This window comes from Bacillus sp. PK3_68 (genome assembly GCF_003600835.1).
Classification (GTDB): domain Bacteria; phylum Bacillota; class Bacilli; order Bacillales; family Domibacillaceae; genus Pseudobacillus.
This window is the reverse complement of the sequence record NZ_NQYC01000001.1, coordinates 3,015,255-3,031,761: the sequence shown is the minus strand read 5'-3', so window position 1 is coordinate 3,031,761 and position 16,507 is coordinate 3,015,255. Positions and strand designations below refer to the sequence as shown.

Genomic DNA, 16,507 nt, shown 5'->3' with positions numbered 1-16,507 from the left:
TCATGATCTCTCCTCTTAATTTGTAATAATAGTGAGCTCTTTTTTCATGCGGTTAATGGCTTCGGTGAGCCGGTCAGTCGGAACAGACAGCGAAAGACGAAAATACCCTTCACCGCTTTCCCCGAATGCATGACCCGGCGTGATAATGACGCCTGTTTTTTCTAGCACACGGTTTGCGAATTCAGCTGACGTGTATCCATCCGGTACCGGTGCCCAAATAAAAAATGTGCCACGCGTCGGTTTTGTATTCACGCCAATAGATGTTAAAGCAGCCGTCATTGCCTTCATTCGTTCCGCATACACGTCGTTGCTTGCCTTGATGCAATCCTGGCTGCCCGCCAAAGCATGGGCGGCTGCCTTTTGGATAGGAATAAACTGACCGGTGTCGGTATTGCTTTTGTAAATCGATAGGGCCTTAATGACCTCTTTATTGCCGACAACATAGCCAATTCTCCAGCCGGTCATGCTGTATGTCTTGGATAAGGAGCCAAACTCAACAACAGCTTCTTTCGCCCCCTCTGCCTGCAAAATACTCGGTGCCTTGTAGCCTTCAAAAGTAACCATATTGTAAGCAGCATCATGAGCGATAACGATTTCATGCTGCTTGGCAAATGACACAGCTTTGCGAAAAAAATTAACGTCCACAGTAGCTGCCGTTGGATTGCCCGGATAATTTAAAAACATCAGCTTTGCTTCTGCAGCGGCATTTTCAGGAATCTTCTGAAAATCAGGTTCAAAGTTATTCTCCTGCAGCAGCGGCATCGTATGTAACTTTCCGCCTGCAAGGGAAACCGCCATACGGTAAGGAGGATAACCCGGATCCGGCGCCAGAACAATCTCTCCGGGATCAATCATTGTGGGCACTAAATGGGCCAGCCCTTCCTTGGAACCGATCAGAGCGAGCACTTCTGTTTCCGGATCTAAATCAACGTTGAATTCCCGCTTATAAAACTCAGCTACTGCCTTTCGAAAGTCCAGGCAGCCAATGAAACTCGGATACTTAAAATTCTCCGGATAAGCCATTTCCTCTATCAGCTTATCTGTTATATGCTGCGGCGTTGGTAAATCCGGGTCCCCTATTCCTAAATCAATTACATCCACTCCAGCCTCTTGCATCATCTGTTTCTTCTTATTGAATTCGGCAAACATATACGGGGGAATTTGTGAGATTCTTTGCGATTGATAGCGCATGAAAAGTGATCACCACCCCTTCACATTCGTCTTGTTTAATTAGTAAACATTTTCATGCTTTTACTTTATCTTCTTTTACATTTATAAACTATGGTCTTTTTGTACAAAAATGCCCGGAAAATTATCGAAAAAATCCGTATACTTTTCACAAAAGAAGTATTCCAGACTGGATTGTCTGGCATCTACTTCTATCATCCGTGAAAATTTAACGGCAGCTGGAAACTTTTTGGGCTTTCATCCGTATATACAAAAAAACTGAGTAAAGGATGAAGAAGATGTCCAAGTCGTCAAATAAAAAGAAAAAAAGACGCTCTCGTGAAGGAGCGTCTGAGTTATTCGAAGCTTTATTTGAATACTTTTTGCTTGATATCATCTTATGGCCACTTCGGATGTTATGGATGTTCATCCGCTTTCTGTTCCGCTCGATTGGTGACTTGATTCCGTAGATGTTAGTGAACAAGCCGATTTTGGAAGGCATAGATAACCGCTTGTGTCCGATCGTTTACTTCCAGCTTGGACAGGATATTGCTGACGTGCGTTTTCACTGTTTTTAAAGAAATATACAGCTCGTCAGCAATCTCCTGGTTGGATTTCCCTTGAGCAATAAGCAGCAAAACTTCCAGCTCTCGCTCGGTCAGCTCTTCATGAAGCGGCATCTTTTGACCCTGGCGCATGCGCTTCATCATTTTCCCTGTTACTTCCGGTTCAAGCACTGGCTCCCCGCTATATGTTTTGCGGATTGCATCAGCAATTACGCTGGCTTTTGATGTTTTTAATATGTAACTGACAGCCCCTGCTTCAAGAGCAGGATAGACCTTCTCATCGTCAAGAAAGCTGGTTACGATGATGATTTTGGCCTCAGGCCACTTTTCTGTAATACGTTTGGTCGCTTCAATTCCATCCATCTTCGGCATGACCAGATCCATTAAAATAATATCAGGCTTTAGTTCAAGAGCAGCCGTCACCGCTTTTTCACCGTCTTCCGCTTCAGCTTCTACTTGAATATCCGGCTGGGCCATTAAATAGGCAGACACGCCAATGCGCACCATTTCATGATCATCAACGAGAAGAACTCTTATCATTCGTTCGTTTCCACCTTTTCTTCTGATTTTTCCATTTGTGTTTGATCTGAGTGCTGTTTTACAAACGGAACTTTAACCTCCAGCTTCGTCCCCTGGGAAGGCAATGAAATAATTTTTAATGTTCCGCCAATCTCAATTGCGCGTTCATGCATATTCTGCAATCCATAGGACCCCATTTTTGTCTGTTCCTGATCAAAACCAACTCCGTCATCACTAATCCGCAAAATAATGAAACCATCACGCCACACGTTCAGTACGTCCAACCGATTAGCCTTGGCATGGCGCAGCGTATTAGAAATCGATTCCTGCACAATCCGAAATAGATGGTCCTCCATTGCCCGGTCCATGCAGATTTCTTCTGTCGTCCAATGAATAGCTAACGGAACCTTTTGCGTTAATTCAACGAGGAGATCGTCAATCCCCTCTTTTAAAGACTTGCCGTTTAATGGTACAGGCCGTAAATGCAAAAGAAGCGCTCGCATTTCTAATTGCGACTGCTGAATCATTTCCTCTACCATAGCTAACTGCTTCGTTTCTATGGACGGTGCAGATTCACGATTTTCATTAATGGCCGACATCATCATGGAAGCCGCAAACAATTGCTGGGAAACCGAATCGTGCAGTTCTCTTGCAAGCCGCTGCCGCTCCTGCGAAACCATTTCCTGGATGAGCGTTTCCTGGCTCTCTGCTTTTTCTCTAGCGAGACGTCGGGCTGCTTGTTTCTGTTCAATGATGACACGCTCAAGCTGTTGAAACTTTTGCTCAATGTTCGAAAAGTCGGCTGGCAGCATGCTGTCTTTCTCCTCTTTGTCTTTACCAGAAATGAGGGAGTCAATTCTTCGATCAAGTGTTTTTAAAGATGTCCATTGTCCCCATCCGTATAATGCACCAAATAGGAAAGCTGTCCCTACTATGGCCGCCGCTATAAATACAGCAAGAGGAAGCTCAAATAGCTTCTGTTCAAAGTAAGCCCGCCATGTCGGATGCGGAAAGCTCGTTTCAAAAGCGGCAATGATCACTCCTGCCACAAAAAGAACAGCTAAAAAACTTGACGAATCTGCTTAGCAAAAATATTCACACCCGATTCACCTCCACATCGCCAATAACCGTGGAAATGAGAAGAATAATTGTTGTTTCTGCCCCTTCCTGCTCGCTGTGATGTTCATCTTCAAAATATAGCGTGTCATTCCAAAGAGGAACGGGAAAACGCTGGAACAAATGAGCATTTCCTATAACGGTTGCGAAGCGCACACGAACGGGGACTTCATAAGGTATATCTACTTTCACCTTTCCGATCATTTGCCTGATGGAAATAACCGCCGTTCCCTTTGGTAGCACTGTATTGCTTACATCAACAGTAATATCGCCGAGCACCCCTTGAATATGGATGTCCTTCCATTCATATGAATGCTCCGGTGTAGATTGAACAGAAAACAACTTATTTTTTAGAAAAGAGTGCTTAATCGATTCACCGGGCTCCATCGGCATCTCTCTCACAGTATCGGGTGATAGAGAAAAGCGTACCGGTTCTTTTTTCGATTGGAAGAAGCGGTACAGCATATAAATCAAACCAGCAAGAACAAGCATCCGTAAACTGCTCATGCTGAGAATCATCATGATTGATAAAAATACGCCAAACCAAAACAATAGCTTACCAAACCAGCTTTTGTTCCATTTTCTCCCAAAGTAAATCATTGCTGCTCCGAAGAAGAGGGAAAACACAAAATCATTATGGAAAAATGTCGCCTCAATTAAAATGATGATCAAAGCAGCAAGTAAAAACATAGTAAGCATATCTGTTCTTTTAAATGGTGACATTCTTTTTCCTCCTTCCTCGAACTAGCAACGCTGCAATGCGAAACAAACCCGCAATCACGGGTTTGTTTCACTCTCTTCAATTGTTAATCATAGCATGTTTTATGCTTGATGTGTGTTCTTTTCTTGCTGATAAAATTGTCTTTCCAGCTCTGCAAGACGGGCGTCCATTAATGTCGTTTCATACTTCTTGCTCGCCTTGCCTTCCAACTCATCAATATATTGCTCCAGCTCTTCAAACCGGCCAAACGGATGATTATTCCCTGATCCTTCATCCAACACTTTACTCATGCTGTAATGAGCTCTTGCTGCATTTTCCCGGCCCATTAATTCAAGGCGGCGCACATTCATATCTTTCAATTTATGCTTCATTTCTTCTGTCTGACGTTCAAGCTTTATGATTTGTTCGTCTGCGATAGAAACAGAGTGCTGCAAACGAGCCGCTCTCTCTTTGTATATCTCTGCTTCTCTTACAGCGAACTCTTCCAACTGCTTTTCCCCCGCTTCAGCAGCGAGTGTAGCCTGTTTCAAGCGCTTATCCTGCATACGAACAGCATCCTGCCATTCACGTTCAAATTCTTTTTTCAATAATTGTTGCCGTTCTAACAATTTCATTGCTTTTTCGGTCTCTTTCTGTGCTTCACGCAAATACTGATTTAACATAGCAATTGGATTTTTCTGCTCTTTCTTTTCTACGATGTCGAACAATTCTGCCTCTACAGTCCGTTTAATTTTCGCAAAGATTCCTGTCATCTTAATCTCTCCTTATTTATTTTTTAGTTGGCTCCATTGTTTTTCAAAATTGACGAATGGATCTTCTTCTTTTGCTGCTGCAACAAAGTCTTCATCCTCTTCCTGCCATTTTTTATACACAACATACAGGACACCTAAAGCTGCGACGCCAAGCAAAGCTGGCACATTGCCGACCGCTGCCAGGAACGCGATAATTCCCGCTGCTCCCCAAAAAATTTTGACCCCTTTGGAATGTGCTTGTCTGTACTGTTTCCATGCCACATACATAATGGCTGCACATGCTACGAGGCCAAGAACCGGACCGGCACTCGCAATGGCCACCATAGCTGCAAGCCCTCCTATACAAAACAGCATCACCTTTTTCATTATTTTTTCCTCCCTTCGATATCTTGATTTCATCTTACCTCGCTTTCCCTTTTCCTATAACGAGCTTCGGATGGAACTTTCCCTCATCCTTAAGACCGAGACAATGAAAAGCGGAGACGACTGTCCTGGGGCGACAAGCATATGGCAGGATGACGAAGTGGCGTTCTTCAGCCACACAGTCAGGCTGGCATATGACCTCGAGTCCCAAGGAGGCGGAGCTGGACAATGAAAAGCGGAAGGCGCTTGCTTGTCAGCGACAAGCACAAGACGGGCCAGCTAGAAGGTTGCTCTTGACCTTCTAGACGGACGGGCTTGTGTCCTCGAGCTGATAGCGCCTGCAGCTGGACAACAAAAAAGCGTCCGAAACAGCATTCGGACGCTTTTTATTATTTTTTATGCATTTTAAATTCAAGATACAGCTCGTTGTAGTAAGCCAGCATATCGGCTCCCAAGTTTTCGTACACTTCTAGATGCTCCGTTTGTTCCGGGCTTGGATAGAAACGTTTGTCGTTAACAACATCCTTCGGCATGTGCTGAAGAGCCTTTTGATTCGGCGTAGAATAGCCTACATATTCTGCGTTTTGCGCAGCGACTTTCGGATCAAGCATAAAGTTGATAAATTGGTGGGCTGCTTTCAGGTTTTTGGCTGTTTTTGGGATGACCATGTTATCAAACCAAAGATTGGACCCTTCCTCTGGTACCACATATTCCAGATTATCCTTTTCCCACATAATTTCCGAAGCAGTTCCCGACCAGACAACCCCAACGGCCGCTTCATCATTTTCCATCAGCAGACGGATTTCATCACCGATGATCGCTTTAATATTAGGCGTCAATTGATCAAGCTTTTTCTTCGCTTCAATTAGATGATGCTTGTTCTTATCGTTCAATGAATAATGAAGGGAATTGAGCCCCATGCCCATTACCTCACGGGCTCCATCAACAAGCAAAATATTGTTGCGCAGCTCCGGGCTCCACAGATCATTCCACGCTTTGATCTCTTTTCCTTTCAACAAATCTTTATTGTAAATGATGCCGACTGTTCCCCAAAAATAAGGGATCGAATATTTGTTGCCGTGATCAAACGGAAGATCCATAAATCGTTGATCAATATACTTTAAGTTTGGCAGTTTCGAATGATCGAGCGGAAGCAGCTGGTCTGCCTTTTTCATTTTGTCAATTGCATACTCAGAAGGTACCGCGATATCGTAAGCAGTGCCGCCCTGCTCAATTTTGGTCATCATCGCTTCGTTGGAATCAAACGTTTCATAGATTACTTTAACACCGGTTTCTTTTTCAAACTGAGTAATCAGTTTGGGGTCGATGTAATCCCCCAATTGTAGATCGTTAATGTATTGCCCGCTACCTTCTTGTCTGATCCATTCAGTGCCGAAACAGCATACATCAATAAAAAAGCGATAGCAAATATAGCTATAAATGCGCGTATTAACTTATTCATTTTCGCACCCCCGCCCCAGCCGTTCGGCTGTTTCGCTGCATAATAAAGTAATAACCGGCCACAAGTATGATCGTAAACAAGAATAATAGCGTGGACAACGCATTAATATTTAAAGAAATACCTCGACGAGCTAATGAATAAATTTCAACGGATAATGTGCTGAAGCCATTCCCGGTAACGAAAAAGGTGACAGCAAAGTCATCAAGAGAGTATGTGAGTGCCATGAAAAAACCAGCAAAAATGCCTGGTGAAATATATGGCAGAATAACCTTTGACAATACATCCCAATGCCCCGCTCCTAAATCACGCGCAGCATCAATTAAAGAGCTGCTCATCTCCTCCAGTTTAGGAAGCACCATAATGACTACGATCGGAATGGAAAAGGCAATATGCGATAACAGCACAGATGCAAAACCTAACTTAATTCCTACCATTGTAAATAGAATCAAAAATGATGCACCGATAATAACATCAGGACTAACAATGAGGACGTTATTCAGGGATAAAAGTGCTTGTTTTACCGTCCTCTGTCTCATATATACAATCGCGAGAGCCCCAATCACCCCGACTATTGTGGAAATAGCTGCAGACAAAAGAGCAATAATTATCGTATTTAACACAATAATAAGCAGTCTTTTATCACCAAAGAGCTCCTTATACCAATCCAGTGTAAATCCTTCGAAATTATTCATTGTACCGCCGCTATTAAAGGAATAAAACATTAAATAGAAAATAGGGGCGTATAAAACGATAAAGATAAAAGCCAAATAGACTCTTGGCCAAGCAGTCTTCTTTTTCATTTTACTGAATCCCCCGCTTTCTTGCTCCGGTCACAACCATAATGACGACCATCGTTATAATCAAAAATACAGCAATGGCTGATCCCATTCCCCAGTCCTGTGTGACAAGAAAATGCTGTTCAATCGCTGTGCCGAGCGTGATCACTCGGTTGCCGGCAATTAGACGGGTAATCATAAATAGGGATAGAGCCGGAATGAATACAGCCTGCACCCCTGACTTTACACCACTGAGCGTAAGCGGGAATATGACCTTCCGAAACGTTGTCCATGCAGAAGCTCCAAGATCACGCGAAGCATCTATCAAAGCAGGATTCAGCTTATCGAGCGCATTAAAAATAGGCAGCAGCATAAATGGAATGAAAATATAGACTGAGACAAATACAAAGCTAAAATCAGTAAATAAAATCTGATGTGCGCCAATGCCGATTAGCTCAAGAAAATTATTTGCAGCTCCATACGTGCTAAAGATGCCAAGAAAAGCATAAGCCTTCAGTAGCAAGTTAATCCACGACGGCAAAATGACAAGTAACAGAAGCAGTTGCTTATATTTTGTTTTCGTAATAAAGTAAGCCGCTGGATAAGCAATAATCAAACAAAACAACGTAATTAAAAATGCATACCAGAACGAGCTGGCAATCATCTTTATATAAACAAAGGTAAATAGCTTTTCATAATTGGCAAAGGTAAAGTTTCCGTGTAAATCAAAAAAAGAATAGTAGATAACGAGCAAAATAGGCGTAACGACAAACAGGCCGATCCAAAGTATATATGGCAGCAAATAAACCAGTCGCGTCTTGTTATTCATGACCGGCCTCTTGATATGATTCTAATCGCTTGTCGAATTCTTCTTCTGTTTCGCCGAGGCGCATAACATGAATAGCTTCCGGTTCAAAACTAAGTCCGATTTTGTCGCCTACCACTGCCTTCTTCGTTGAGTGAACAAGCCACTCATTCTGCGCTTCATCATAACAAAGCATTTCATAGTGAACACCACGGAACAGCTGAGAATCTACCTTGACCTGAATTTTACCTTCATTCCATGAAGTAATCTCCAAGTCTTCCGGACGGATCACTATTTCCACCGATTCATTTGGGTTCAATCCCTGATCGACACATTCAAATACTTTCCCTGCAAATTCTACTTCAAAATCTTTGATCATTTTGCCAGGCACGATATTAGACTCTCCAATAAAATCGGCTACAAAGCGATTAATCGGCTCATCATAAATATCTGTCGGTGTACCGCTTTGCTGGATTTGTCCTTCATGGAGAACAAATATTTCGTCGGACATAGCCAGGGCTTCTTCTTGATCATGCGTAACGAAAATAAAAGTGATGCCTAGACGCTGTTGCAAATCACGCAGCTCATATTGCATTTCTGTGCGCAGCTTTAAATCCAATGCAGACAGCGGCTCGTCCAGCAAAATAACCTCTGGCTCGTTTACAATGGCCCGAGCAATGGCCACCCGTTGCCGCTGCCCACCGGACATTTCTGTAATTTCTCTATTCTCATAACCGCTTAAATTGACAAAACGAAGGGCTTCTTTTACTCTGCGATCCACTTCATCTTTTTTGACTTTTTTTATACGCAGCCCGAAAGCAACATTCTCATAGACATTTAGGTGCGGAAAAAGGGCATAGTCTTGAAAAACCGTATTCACTTGCCGCTTGTTCGCAGGTACTTGATTAATCCTTTTGCCATTAAAATAAATGTCTCCTTCTGATGCTTCCGTAAAGCCGGCAATCAACCGAAGAATCGTTGTCTTTCCACAACCGGAAGGCCCGAGAAGTGTATAAAACTTCCCCCGCTCAATTTCAAAACTTACACGATCCAACACAACTGCATCGTTATCATAGCGCTTCGTTACATTATCAAAGCGAATAATGACTTCTTTTTCCATAATACCCTCCCTTTTCTGTTATAAGTAAGACTTTGTCACTGTCATAATGAGTTCAGATGGGCCATCAAAATCATTAATAATCTGATGCTCTTCGGATGAATGGAAATAAATCGCTTCTCCTGCCTCGGCCACATATTCCTGATTGCCTAGCAGCACTTTGATGCGGCCACTCATCACGTAACCAAATGTTTCGGCCAGTGATGGTTCGAATCGCTTAAATTCTCCATCTTTTTGAAGAATCAGCTTAATCGGCTCCATCTCTTTTTCATTCGATTCAGGCACCAGCCACTGGATTTCATATCCTCTTTCCTCATCAAGATACTCTGTTTGATCTTCTTCTCCATAGACAACCTTCTGTTCTCGCTTATCCTCATCAAAAAAGTCTTTCGGAGAGCATCCTAACACTTCCAGCAAGTGAAAGAGTGTTTCTATGGAAGGTGAGCTTAAATCCCGTTCCAATTGGGAAATATACCCCTTGCTCAAATCTGTTCTTTCTCCAAGTTCTTCTTGTGTCAATCCCTTTTTCAACCTTAAATTTTTAATTTTCTTCCCAATTTCCATCCTCTTAATCCTCGATTTTGTTTATATTTAGTAAACTTTCAGTAAATGAAGTTTACTTTTATAAAACTGTAAGTTTACATCTAGTTTCTCATTATAATGCATATATACGAAATCTCAAGCAAAAATTATACTTTTCAACGCCTTGACAGCAATAAGAAATTACTGTAAAATGAATGATATTCAGTCATTATTATTGGAGGATTTACTATGCGGGTAAAAAGTGATGGCAAATACAATAAAATTCTTCAGGCAGCAATCGAGGTAATTTCTGAAAAAGGGCTCGACCAAACCTCAATTACTGACATTGTTAAACGGGCAGGCGTTGCTCAGGGAACGTTTTATTTGTACTTTCCTTCAAAAAAAGATTTAATTCCTGCCATCGCAGAGGATTTGCTCAGTTTGACACTAGAGAAAATTAAGAGTGAAACAAAACGAATAAATGGCTTTTGGCAGATTATGCGAACACTTATCGATGAAACGTTTGAGTTAACGAAGTCTTACAAAGAGGTTATTATTTTGTGCTACTCTGGCCTTGCCATTGTGCATTCAATGGAAAAATGGGAAACAATCTATACTCCCTACTATGATTGGCTAGAGGAAGTTTTACAGTCAGCCGCCAGCAAGGGAGAAATCATTGCTGACATTGATATCAATTGGACGGCTCGTCTTATTATTAACTTAATTGAGAATGCTGCCGAGCGCTTTTATATCGCTGAAGAAAAAAGAGATTTAGCCGCCTGTAAAGAGGAAACCTTTTCTTTTCTACAGCGCTCCCTTTCCCGCTAAGTATCGAAACGCTTTTCCAAGCGTTTCAATTTTTAACAAAAAAATGAATGACATTCATTCATAACTGAGGTGCTTACATTGAGTTGGTTTATTGTATTAATTGCAGGTCTATTGGAAATCGTATGGGCGACAGGTTTGAAGCATGCCGATTCTCTAACGGATTGGGCAGTCATCACCGTGCTGATTGCTACTAGCTTCCTTCTGCTCATTCGTTCATATAAAACGATCCCGCTGGCCGCTGCCTACACTGTCTTTGTCGGCATTGGTACAGCAGGCACGTATTTTATGGGAATTTATTTAGGAGAACCGTTCTCCCTCATCCAGTTAATATTCGTTGTCTTGCTGCTTTCGGGAGTAGCGGGTATGAAATTATCCACATCAACACAGAAAGACCAAAGTCGAGGTGAATATCAATGAGTTGGGTCTTTTTAGTTCTAGCTGGCTTTGAAGAAGTCATTGCAACGATTGCAATGAAATATGTAAATGGCACAAAGAGAAAGTGGCCGATTGCTGTCATGGTGATTGGCTTTATCTTCTCCTTCTATTGTTTATCAAGAGCGATGACAGATCTTTCTGCAGGGGTTGCTTACGCTGTCTGGACCGGTATTGGTACAGTCGGTATTACCCTCGTCAGCATTATTTGGTTTAAAGAGAAATTGAATAAATTTCAACTTCTCTCGCTTCTATTTATTATGCTGGGTGTAGCCGGATTGAAATTTACTTCTTAAAAAAAGTGTCAGTATCAAGAATGCTTTTATGCACCTTGATACTGACACTTTTTACTTAATTTAGAGTCAAGTACAAAAAGCCTGCTGGGCAAAAGTGCCAACAATTGAACACAAATGAGAAGGGCTTGAAGTATTTTTATCCTAACTGCCTATTTCTTTATGCTTCATTAATCCCATCAGCCAGCCGCCGATTCATCAAAATTAAATTCCGGTGGAGCTTTTGTAAAGAATTTAGTCGCACTTAAAAGGTAAATAAATCCGACTGCCATCCAGAATAATCCGAGTGTCATAGCAGCGGTATCCAGTTTGTACCACAAATAAGCATTAAGTGAAAAGCCAATAAAAGGAACAGCAACATGACTAAACACAGAGCGCATAGTATGACTTTTATTTCTTTTGAAATAGTAAAAAACAACAGACAAGTTTACGAATGCAAAAGCCGTAAAAGCTCCAAAGTTAATTAACGATGTGGCTGTGTGTAAGCTGAGAAACAATGCTGAAGACGCTAAAATCCCCGTTAAAACAATATTTAAGACCGGTGTTGCCAGCTTGGGGTGGATATAAGCAAAAACTCTTTTAAATAAAATGCCGTCCCGTCCCATCGCATACAGTAAACGCGAGGCGCTCGTTTGTCCAGCCAGACCGGATGCAATACAGGCTGTAAGTGCCCCAGAAAGAAAAATAGCCTGAAAAAGACTTCCACCTATATAAAGAGCAATATTTGGAGAGGCTTCCTCTATGTCAGGAGAAATTTGCACCAATGCCCCTACACTAGGAAATAAGCTCTGCATAAAGTAGGAAACTGCCAAAAAGAAAATGCCTCCAAGAAAAGCGACCAGAAAGATGGCTCGGGGAATATCTGTTTTTGGTTTGACTGCTTCCTCTGACAATGTAGTAACAGCATCAAATCCTAGAAACGATAACATTAAAATCGATGCTCCTGCAAAGACGGTGGAGAAATTCATTGCTTCTGAATAGAAAGGATTAAACGAAAAGTACCCGATATTCCCTACAATAATAGAACGTGCTGTCAGAAAAATAAAAATAGCAGCGATTAACGCTTGGAAAATTACCATAAGTGTATTAGCAGAAACCGCGATCTTCACACCAGCAATATTCATCGTCGTAATTAAAATAACCATTCCAAGAACCCAAATCCATGAAGGAACAGTTGGAAACACAGCCGAAAGGTAGATACCGGTAAACATTGCATTGATCATAGGCAGAAAAAGATAATCAAGCAAAACCGCCCATCCTACAAGAAAACCAAGACCAGAATTTATTGTTCGTCTTGTATAAGTGTACGCCGAGCCGGAGGAAGGATATATCTTGGCCATTTTGCTATAGCTGAAAACGGTGAACAATACTGCAATCATAACAAGCACATAGGATGCAGGAACGTGGCCATTTGTCAGTTCAGAAATGATACCAAACGTATCAAAAACTGCAAAAGGTGACATGTAGGCAAGCCCAAGAACTAAAATATGCCTTAATTTAAGTGTCCTTTTCAATTTACTCTCATTCGTATTCATACTGCACTCCCCCCATACACGGAAACGTTTTCATTTCTCATGAATAATTGTTATTTGGGAAACTTAATTACGCGGAGTATAATGGTCATTTAACCATTCCATTAATATTCCATACTTTAAAGAAGCCTCGTCTTCAGGAATATAATTTTTCATGATGGTTTTTACAGTAAAGCCATTTCTCAGCTGGAATGTGAGTACAGGATCGTAAATACTTCCTTGGATCACGCATTCAACATATTTATCTACAGGCATTTTATCAGCGTATTTGTAATAGTGAGGAATTCGGCCTCCAAACATAATACTTCTTAGATTAAACTGCCGACAAATATTTCTGCGTGTTTCGTATAATCGCCTTCCAATCTTCATTTGACGGTAATCGGGGTGAACGGTAACGTCAATTCCATATAAATTTATCCCATTCGGATTATGATTTTGAATAAATCCTTCATCTGATATTTCTTTAAAGGAATGCTGCACTCCATATTCATCAAAGTTAACAATCACACTTGAACAAGAGCCTACGATTTTTTCTTTATATTTAATACAGGTTTGCCCTTCAGGGAAAATCTCCAATTGGCTTTCCAATTGCTCCCGCCTATATGCTATTCTCGGTCCAAATACTATCTGGGACAGGTTTACCACCTCATCTATATCTTCGTATCCAATATTATGAACAGTTATTTCTGATTCCAATTTAGACTTTGACATTAACCGCTACCCCTTTTCCGTTAAATTTCATTAATATGAAATAATGGAGGATTTTAAAAAAAAATAAAAGGCCTGATCTTCAGAGAAGTTTCTGCCGGTTTATCAGCTTTACAAATTGCAGGATGGACAAGCTTTGCTTGCAGCAATATATTTACTTACTCTTCTGCTTGTAGTAATGCCGCTTTCAATCGCTCCATCAATAAATCCTCCCCATCCATTTGCATAGGCTGCACCTGCTAAAAATACCCCGTTTTCCCGGCGTCTCATTTCTTCAATATAAGAGGTTAATTGGTTTGGCTTCAGCATCGACCAGGTTTCCCGGGAGAATTCGTCCGCTGCCCAATTATGGCCCGCGCTTTCAACCACTTCTATATCAGGGAGCCAGCATTGCAATGCCTTCTCTATTGCATATCGATCATTAGGATCTAAGCGATCAGCATTAGGGCCGAATCCAACTACAATGCTGTCACCTTCAACTGTATGATCCAGATGAACGGAGTTAAGAGGATACTCTGAAGGGGCATAAGCAACAAAAGGTTCCATCTCTCCTCTCACGCGTGCCCAGACTTTAACTCCTTTTGAGACTTGCTTTTCGTTTATAAAAGCTTGTTTTTCTTTCGATAGTTCCGGTCTAAATTGAATGTTATCTAATGTCGCTAATGGAGCAGTAACAATAACCGCTCTCGCCTCATAACACTGGCCATCTTCTGTATGAACTTCCACATAATCACCTGTGTGGTCTATAGAAGCAACAGCTACAGATAGCTGTATGTCTGCATCAATATCAGCTGCGATCGAATTGATAAGTGAGCGGGTTCCTGTTTTTATTTTGAATCTTGAGACCGTATCAGCAAAGACATAACGATTTCCATTGGCAAAAGCCCACCAGCGAAACATCTGGGTAAGGGCTCCCTCTTCCGGTGACCCATTAAAATCAGTTGCTAACAAGCTGCTTAAAAAGTCATATTCCTCCTGTGCTAGAGTAAAACTCTCCAGGTATTCCATCACTGATTTTCCATCTAACTCTCGCAAAGAAGAAGATTGTAAGGGACTGTGAGGAAGAGGAAGATGTTTGTTCGCTTGGCTCATCAAACGCTCAAAGCTTTCTTTTACTATAGAGTTCAACTCTTGAGGAGTTCCTGAGTGTACCTTCTCCCCCGTAATCCAATACGCTTTCTGAGCAGATGGAGCTTGGTACACTTCAAGGCCGTAACGGGTCAGCTCAGTCCATACATGAGGTTGGTACCAGTGAACGTAAGTTCCGCCCATTTCGAGATTGCTTCCTAATTGGTGATCAGTCCAAGTACGCCCTCCTAAACGATCCCGCCCTTCAAGCAAAGTGACACTGTGTCCCAGCATACTAAGCTCACGGGCTGCAACTAAACCTGTAAATCCCCCTCCAACGATAATAGCGTCATATTGTTTCGAATCAGTTTGCTGAACCATTATTTATCCCTCCGCCTCTTTGCTATCTCAATTTTCTGCATGCTTTTTAATACAAAAAACGCTCTACTTTAAAACTGGCTTTTGGTCGGCTTTTTTTAGCTGAGGGCTGCTCGTCCATTCAACAATATAATTCGCCAACACTTTAGCAACTTTAACGACACTATCCAATTCAACAAATTCATCCGGACCATGTATGTTACTCCCCCTTGGTCCAAAGCATATGCCCGGCTTGTTGTAATACTGAGTAAAACGGGCATCGTTCCCGGAGGCCCGGCCAATGATTTTCGTTGGCTTCCCTAAAATGCTAGAAGCTGTCTGGACAAATGATTGGACAAACTCATCCTCCGGGTCTTGATACCAAGGCTCTGTTGACCAGCCAAACCATTCGATTTCGGGTGGATTCTGCTGCATCCATTCATCCTCTCTCATCACTTTCTCAATCGTTTCATGTATTAGCTTTTTAATGTCTTTCCGGCTCTCACCAGGAATAAACCCAATCCGACACTCTAAGACTGCGTGTCCCGCTACATTGGAAACCCAATCGCCTGCATGAAGTGTTCCCTGATTCAAATGAACCGACTGGCCGGAGCCTTTATTAAACAGCTCAAAATGTATTTCCTTCGCTCTTTTCTGGTTAAGTGCCTCCATAGCATCATAAATTTTGTATATCTTGCCTATAGCGTTCACGCCTTCGTGGGCTAAGCCTGCATGAGCCGTCTTGCCAATGACCTTTATTCTGAAATACAAAATTCCAGCATGTGCTATCGTTACATTTAAATTGTGGGGTTCCGTTGAAATATAACCGTCTGTTATATATCCGGCCTCTAAACACGCAAGCGCTCCGCCTCCGCCTCCTGCTTCTTCTTCAATCACACTATGAAGCTGAACCGTTCCTTTTAACTGTATGTTCAAATCTATCAGTGTTTTTAAAGCGAACCAATTAGCAATCAATCCGCCCTTCATGTCCGCCGATCCACGCCCGTAAAGCTTATTTCCTTCTATCTTTCCATCCCAGGGTGGCTTCGTCCACTTTTCTAAAGGGTTGGGTGAAACAACATCTACGTGGCCGTGTAATGTAAGTGATCTTCCATCACCTGTACCATTATACAAACCGATGATATTTTTTCGTTTTTCAAACGGAATGCCAGAATCAACAAACGCTTCATGGTTTGCAAGCTTGTGATAATTAGGAGTCACTTCATGTATTTCCAATCCAATTTCTTGATAAATTCTCTTCATATATTCTTGCATTTCTTCCTCATCGCCAATGACACTCTTTATTTTCACAACATTGCGTATGTGTTCTATTAATTGTTCTTGATTTTTGTCTATATATTGCTCGATCTTTTCTCGGTAAATGTTCATATTTTGTTTGTTTC

18 protein-coding genes and 1 pseudogene are annotated in these 16,507 nt (G+C 41.8%); 4 read left to right on the top strand and 15 right to left on the bottom strand.

What is annotated here, in order from left to right; translation table 11 throughout:
- Nucleotides 1–15: 15 nt before the first annotated feature.
- A complete protein-coding gene (locus tag CJ483_RS15390) occupies nt 16–1,191 on the bottom strand; it encodes an LL-diaminopimelate aminotransferase (protein ID WP_120036041.1) in 1,176 nt (391 codons plus the stop codon).
- A gap of 275 nt (nt 1,192–1,466) precedes the next feature.
- Between CJ483_RS15390 and CJ483_RS24575 the strand changes: the two genes are divergently transcribed.
- Entirely contained in the window at nt 1,467–1,637 is a 171-nt protein-coding gene (locus CJ483_RS24575; protein ID WP_182917073.1) for a hypothetical protein, read from the top strand.
- 3 nt (nt 1,638–1,640) lie between these two features.
- Here CJ483_RS24575 and CJ483_RS15385 read toward each other — a convergent pair whose 3' ends face one another.
- From CJ483_RS15385 to CJ483_RS15340, 10 genes and pseudogenes are all read right to left on the bottom strand, one after another.
- Complete coding sequence (locus tag CJ483_RS15385; RefSeq protein WP_120036040.1) at nt 1,641–2,273, bottom strand: response regulator transcription factor; 633 nt, start codon at nt 2,271–2,273, stop codon at nt 1,641–1,643.
- Entirely contained in the window at nt 2,270–3,301 is a 1,032-nt protein-coding gene (locus tag CJ483_RS15380; RefSeq protein ID WP_259455677.1) for a sensor histidine kinase, read from the bottom strand. The genes CJ483_RS15385 and CJ483_RS15380 overlap by 4 nt, the downstream gene beginning before the upstream one ends.
- A 46-nt stretch (nt 3,302–3,347) precedes the next feature.
- Nucleotides 3,348–4,091, bottom strand: a complete 744-nt coding sequence (gene liaF, locus CJ483_RS15375) for a cell wall-active antibiotics response protein LiaF (protein ID WP_120036039.1) — start codon at nt 4,089–4,091, stop codon at nt 3,348–3,350.
- Nucleotides 4,092–4,190: 99 nt separating this feature from the next.
- Nucleotides 4,191–4,841 (bottom strand): PspA/IM30 family protein, encoded by a 651-nt coding sequence (locus tag CJ483_RS15370; protein ID WP_120036038.1) that lies wholly within the window; start codon nt 4,839–4,841, stop codon nt 4,191–4,193.
- A 12-nt stretch (nt 4,842–4,853) separates the two neighbouring features.
- Entirely contained in the window at nt 4,854–5,207 is a 354-nt protein-coding gene (locus tag CJ483_RS15365; RefSeq protein ID WP_120036037.1) for a lmo0954 family membrane protein, read from the bottom strand.
- A 386-nt stretch (nt 5,208–5,593) separates the two neighbouring features.
- A pseudogene (locus CJ483_RS15360) lies at nt 5,594–6,666 on the bottom strand (ABC transporter substrate-binding protein).
- Nucleotides 6,663–7,466, bottom strand: coding sequence for an ABC transporter permease (locus tag CJ483_RS15355; RefSeq protein WP_120036036.1), 804 nt, complete (start codon nt 7,464–7,466; stop codon nt 6,663–6,665). Before CJ483_RS15355 ends, CJ483_RS15360 begins: the two are co-directional and overlap by 4 nt.
- A gap of 1 nt (nt 7,467) precedes the next feature.
- Complete coding sequence (locus CJ483_RS15350; protein WP_120036035.1) at nt 7,468–8,271, bottom strand: ABC transporter permease; 804 nt, start codon at nt 8,269–8,271, stop codon at nt 7,468–7,470.
- Nucleotides 8,264–9,367, bottom strand: a complete 1,104-nt coding sequence (locus CJ483_RS15345; protein ID WP_120036034.1) for an ABC transporter ATP-binding protein — start codon at nt 9,365–9,367, stop codon at nt 8,264–8,266. Before CJ483_RS15345 ends, CJ483_RS15350 begins: the two co-directional genes overlap by 8 nt.
- A gap of 18 nt (nt 9,368–9,385) precedes the next feature.
- A complete protein-coding gene (locus CJ483_RS15340; protein ID WP_120036033.1) occupies nt 9,386–9,928 on the bottom strand; it encodes a helix-turn-helix domain-containing protein in 543 nt (180 codons plus the stop codon).
- A gap of 207 nt (nt 9,929–10,135) precedes the next feature.
- On the opposite strand from CJ483_RS15340, the gene CJ483_RS15335 reads away from it, so the two are divergent.
- From CJ483_RS15335 to CJ483_RS15325, 3 genes are all read left to right on the top strand, one after another.
- Nucleotides 10,136–10,714, top strand: coding sequence for a TetR/AcrR family transcriptional regulator (locus CJ483_RS15335; protein ID WP_120036032.1), 579 nt, complete (start codon nt 10,136–10,138; stop codon nt 10,712–10,714).
- Nucleotides 10,715–10,792: 78 nt separating this feature from the next.
- A complete protein-coding gene (locus tag CJ483_RS15330) occupies nt 10,793–11,131 on the top strand; it encodes a DMT family transporter (RefSeq protein ID WP_120036031.1) in 339 nt (112 codons plus the stop codon).
- Nucleotides 11,128–11,442: a DMT family transporter gene (locus CJ483_RS15325; RefSeq protein WP_120036030.1), complete on the top strand. Its 315-nt coding sequence runs from the start codon at nt 11,128–11,130 to the stop codon at nt 11,440–11,442. The genes CJ483_RS15330 and CJ483_RS15325 overlap by 4 nt, the downstream gene beginning before the upstream one ends.
- Before the next feature lie 176 nt (nt 11,443–11,618).
- On the opposite strand, the gene CJ483_RS15320 is transcribed toward CJ483_RS15325, so the two are convergent.
- The 4 genes from CJ483_RS15320 to CJ483_RS15305 form a co-directional block, all read right to left on the bottom strand.
- On the bottom strand, nt 11,619–12,974 hold the full coding sequence (locus CJ483_RS15320; RefSeq protein WP_120036029.1) for an APC family permease: 1,356 nt from the start codon (nt 12,972–12,974) through the stop codon (nt 11,619–11,621).
- A gap of 63 nt (nt 12,975–13,037) precedes the next feature.
- Entirely contained in the window at nt 13,038–13,682 is a 645-nt protein-coding gene (locus CJ483_RS15315; protein WP_120036028.1) for a GNAT family N-acetyltransferase, read from the bottom strand.
- 108 nt (nt 13,683–13,790) lie between these two features.
- Nucleotides 13,791–15,128 carry a flavin monoamine oxidase family protein gene (locus CJ483_RS15310; protein WP_120036027.1) on the bottom strand — a complete coding sequence of 446 codons (1,338 nt, stop codon included), beginning with the start codon at nt 15,126–15,128 and terminating at the stop codon, nt 13,791–13,793.
- Between the two features lie 63 nt (nt 15,129–15,191).
- The gene (locus tag CJ483_RS15305; RefSeq protein WP_120036026.1) at nt 15,192–16,493 is read right to left on the bottom strand and encodes an ArgE/DapE family deacylase; all 1,302 of its coding nucleotides are present in this window, start codon (nt 16,491–16,493) and stop codon (nt 15,192–15,194) included.
- Nucleotides 16,494–16,507: the final 14 nt, after the last annotated feature.

Bases quoted from the DNA above. Each gene is read 5' to 3' on its own strand.
- CJ483_RS15390 (WP_120036041.1), bottom strand. From the start codon at position 1,191: ATGCGCTATCAATCGCAAAGAATCTCACAAATTCCCCCGTATATGTTT.
- CJ483_RS24575 (WP_182917073.1), top strand. From the start codon at position 1,467: ATGTCCAAGTCGTCAAATAAAAAGAAAAAAAGACGCTCTCGTGAAGGA.
- CJ483_RS15385 (WP_120036040.1), bottom strand. From the start codon at position 2,273: ATGATAAGAGTTCTTCTCGTTGATGATCATGAAATGGTGCGCATTGGC.
- liaF (WP_120036039.1), bottom strand. From the start codon at position 4,091: ATGTCACCATTTAAAAGAACAGATATGCTTACTATGTTTTTACTTGCT.
- CJ483_RS15370 (WP_120036038.1), bottom strand. From the start codon at position 4,841: ATGACAGGAATCTTTGCGAAAATTAAACGGACTGTAGAGGCAGAATTG.
- CJ483_RS15365 (WP_120036037.1), bottom strand. From the start codon at position 5,207: ATGAAAAAGGTGATGCTGTTTTGTATAGGAGGGCTTGCAGCTATGGTG.
- CJ483_RS15355 (WP_120036036.1), bottom strand. From the start codon at position 7,466: ATGAAAAAGAAGACTGCTTGGCCAAGAGTCTATTTGGCTTTTATCTTT.
- CJ483_RS15350 (WP_120036035.1), bottom strand. From the start codon at position 8,271: ATGAATAACAAGACGCGACTGGTTTATTTGCTGCCATATATACTTTGG.
- CJ483_RS15345 (WP_120036034.1), bottom strand. From the start codon at position 9,367: ATGGAAAAAGAAGTCATTATTCGCTTTGATAATGTAACGAAGCGCTAT.
- CJ483_RS15340 (WP_120036033.1), bottom strand. From the start codon at position 9,928: ATGGAAATTGGGAAGAAAATTAAAAATTTAAGGTTGAAAAAGGGATTG.
- CJ483_RS15335 (WP_120036032.1), top strand. From the start codon at position 10,136: ATGCGGGTAAAAAGTGATGGCAAATACAATAAAATTCTTCAGGCAGCA.
- CJ483_RS15325 (WP_120036030.1), top strand. From the start codon at position 11,128: ATGAGTTGGGTCTTTTTAGTTCTAGCTGGCTTTGAAGAAGTCATTGCA.
- CJ483_RS15320 (WP_120036029.1), bottom strand. From the start codon at position 12,974: ATGAATACGAATGAGAGTAAATTGAAAAGGACACTTAAATTAAGGCAT.
- CJ483_RS15315 (WP_120036028.1), bottom strand. From the start codon at position 13,682: ATGTCAAAGTCTAAATTGGAATCAGAAATAACTGTTCATAATATTGGA.
- CJ483_RS15310 (WP_120036027.1), bottom strand. From the start codon at position 15,128: ATGGTTCAGCAAACTGATTCGAAACAATATGACGCTATTATCGTTGGA.
- CJ483_RS15305 (WP_120036026.1), bottom strand. From the start codon at position 16,493: ATGAACATTTACCGAGAAAAGATCGAGCAATATATAGACAAAAATCAA.